The following is a 2,553-nucleotide window of genomic DNA, read 5'->3' on the forward strand; positions in this document are numbered from 1 at the left end:
CGCCCGGTTAAGGGGCAGCCAACGCCATTACCAAGCTTCCGCATAACACCGTAACCACAAAAACCAACGCATGATAAAAATGCCGCGCGTTGGCTGTCCCTCTTGAACCGTTTGTTATGCTTAAGCTTCAATGACTTACGTTTTACCAAAACTAAGATTAACTCAGCTTTGATTCACAAACAAAAACCAAAACATAGAAAACAGAAATGACTCATCATTTTGAAAATCAGACTTTGAACTTTGGCTGTCAAAACTCAAAAACCTAAGATCAAATTGCTGATTGAGCCAACCGCCCTAACCTCGCGCTTGCCCGAAAATTGACCGAGGCAATTCTCCGAGTTTCTAGCGCCAAAGAATAGGTGTCCGGAAAACAGCGCTCACAAAAGCCAACTTGCCGACAAACTCGAAACCAACCAGCCGAGGGAGCAAAGAAAAACCATAAACCACTGTTTTACAATGATTAAGCATAACGCCCTGTTAAGGTGTGAGCAACGCAATACAAAAGCCTCCGCACGCCACCTTAATCACTAAAATTAACGCATAGCAAAAATGCCACGCGTTGCGAATCACTCTTAAACAGTTTGTTATGTGCGTTCAAACATATGATATAATAGCCTTTTATCCCATATAGAGTGTATACATGCCAATTTTATGTGTAGATGATGCTAATAGTAAAATGGTTCATATCAAAGACACACGAAGAAACTTAGGGTTCTGTCGAGTATATTGGAACAGAGCTACTGGCACAGTGTTTACACAGAAGTCAGTCACGGGGGAAGTTGATAGCTTAGCCGAAGCAACCTACTATCCCGATGATTTTAGGCAGTGTGATCGTGAAGTTCAAATCGGTGATTCCGTTTGCTATGTTTTTGGTATTAAACACATACCATTATTTTTCTGTTCTATTACGGGGAAACAAACATACAACGGAAATGTATTCGTTTATTTAGAACCAACCAAATCATTCTAAAGCACCAGCTCCTGCAACTTGGGCTAAATTTGATGCTGAACGCTTCATTTTTGTTGCGGACAACCGTTCTGGTACGAGAAATCCCGTTATTATAAAAAACGGTGTTTACGCATCATATCGCGATGAATTAGACATTGCCGAAGAAATCTATGCTGAAGTCAGAGTACCAAAATTTCTAGAGAGTTATATTACCAACGAAACTCTGCCTATCGGTGAGGCTGCTTTTAAAAAATGCCATGAAACTCTTTTTAGCGGCATTTATCCTTGGGCAGGAGTTTATCGAAATGAAGAAGTGGTTGTTCAAAATGACAGGCGCCCCACAATAGCCAAAGATAAAATTGAGTTAGAGTTAAAGCGTTTTTTTACTTCGTTAACGAGAAGTCAGCTAAAAAAAATTAAAGATCGAGATACGCTTATAAAGATGCTAATTGACACTCACCGGGAGTTGGCTTGGATACATCCTTTTCAAGACGGTAATGGAAGATCAATTAGACTATTTTTAGAAATGCTCTGCCTAACTAGGGGCTACACTTTTGATTTGGAATGCTTTATTGAAACAGGGAGAGGGAAGAAGTCTTACTACCATGCCGTACGTCAATCTCTTCGCGGACAGCATGGTTTAATAAGGAAGTTATTCGAACAAGCTACACAAGAGCTTAAATAATTCCTTCCAATAATTTACTAGCACTTCTGATTTTATCTCGATTACGAACGCTTCTTTTGATACCTTCAAGTTCAAAGGAAGCCTCCAAATTACTAAAAATCATAGTGTTAAATGACTGCAAGCTCATCGTTTTGGTAATCCCTTTGCTTTTGCCACGCAAAGCTATATTTACTTTCGTTGATTTAGCCATACTCTATCTCACTTTTTTAGCACTAGTTCAGTAATCATACCTTTGCGTTTAAGAAAACTCAATTTTCGCCATATTCGCTTAGCACATAACGCCCGGCTAAGGGGTTGACAACGCACCGCCGAACTTAAAAAACACACTGTAAACACTGAACTGCAATTTTGCACTAAAACCGCCAAGCGTTGGCAATCCCTCTTGAGCCGTTTGTTATGCAAATTCAATGAGATAAACAGAATTTACACGACCAAAAGCCACAATTGCAATGGTTGAGTGATTCAAGAATCAAACCAAGTAAGAGCCGTGATAAATAAGCCGCCAAAACAAAGTCCACCTTTCAACAACAAACCAAGCTTTTGAATCAGGAAAACTCAACGAGCGAAAACTTCAGCAAGTACAAAATGCTCGATAAACTTGCCCTTTCCACACTTTGCGCACGCTGAATTGGCAACAAAACAGCACCAAAACTCATTGAGGCAAACAAAGAACCTTGCCTGTTTTACGGCTTGAGTGAACCAAGAATTCTAGGATAAAAATGCTCATTTGCCGACAATACAAAACGAATTGCCAGAGAAATCCCAAAAAATTGAACCCCTAAATTTACCTGAGTTGCATAACGCCCGCTTAAGGGGCAGACAACGCTACTACCAACTTTCCGCATAACACCGTAACCACAAAAACCAACGCATAGTAAAAATGCCGCGCGTTGGCTGTCCCTCTTGAAGCGTTTGTTAT

At 40.3% G+C, this 2,553-nt stretch carries 3 protein-coding genes; 1 reads left to right on the top strand and 2 read right to left on the bottom strand.

All coding sequences use genetic code 11. The features are described from left to right. Positions 1-1,178: 1,178 nt before the first annotated feature. Positions 1,179-1,634 (top strand): Fic family protein, encoded by a 456-nt coding sequence (locus tag AACU59_RS18155; protein WP_443281591.1) that lies wholly within the window; start codon positions 1,179-1,181, stop codon positions 1,632-1,634. On the opposite strand, the gene AACU59_RS04840 is transcribed toward AACU59_RS18155, so the two are convergent. Beyond that, positions 1,627-1,824: a hypothetical protein gene (locus AACU59_RS04840; RefSeq protein WP_161437794.1), complete on the bottom strand. Its 198-nt coding sequence runs from the start codon at positions 1,822-1,824 to the stop codon at positions 1,627-1,629. The genes AACU59_RS18155 and AACU59_RS04840 overlap by 8 nt on opposite strands. A gap of 493 nt (positions 1,825-2,317) precedes the next feature. Further along, positions 2,318-2,553 (bottom strand): hypothetical protein (locus tag AACU59_RS04845; RefSeq protein WP_337247337.1); only part of this gene is annotated, 236 nt, incomplete at its 5' end.

It is taken from the genome of Vibrio sp. V23_P3S9T160 (assembly GCF_963886625.1).
Lineage (GTDB): Bacteria > Pseudomonadota > Gammaproteobacteria > Enterobacterales > Vibrionaceae > Vibrio > Vibrio anguillarum.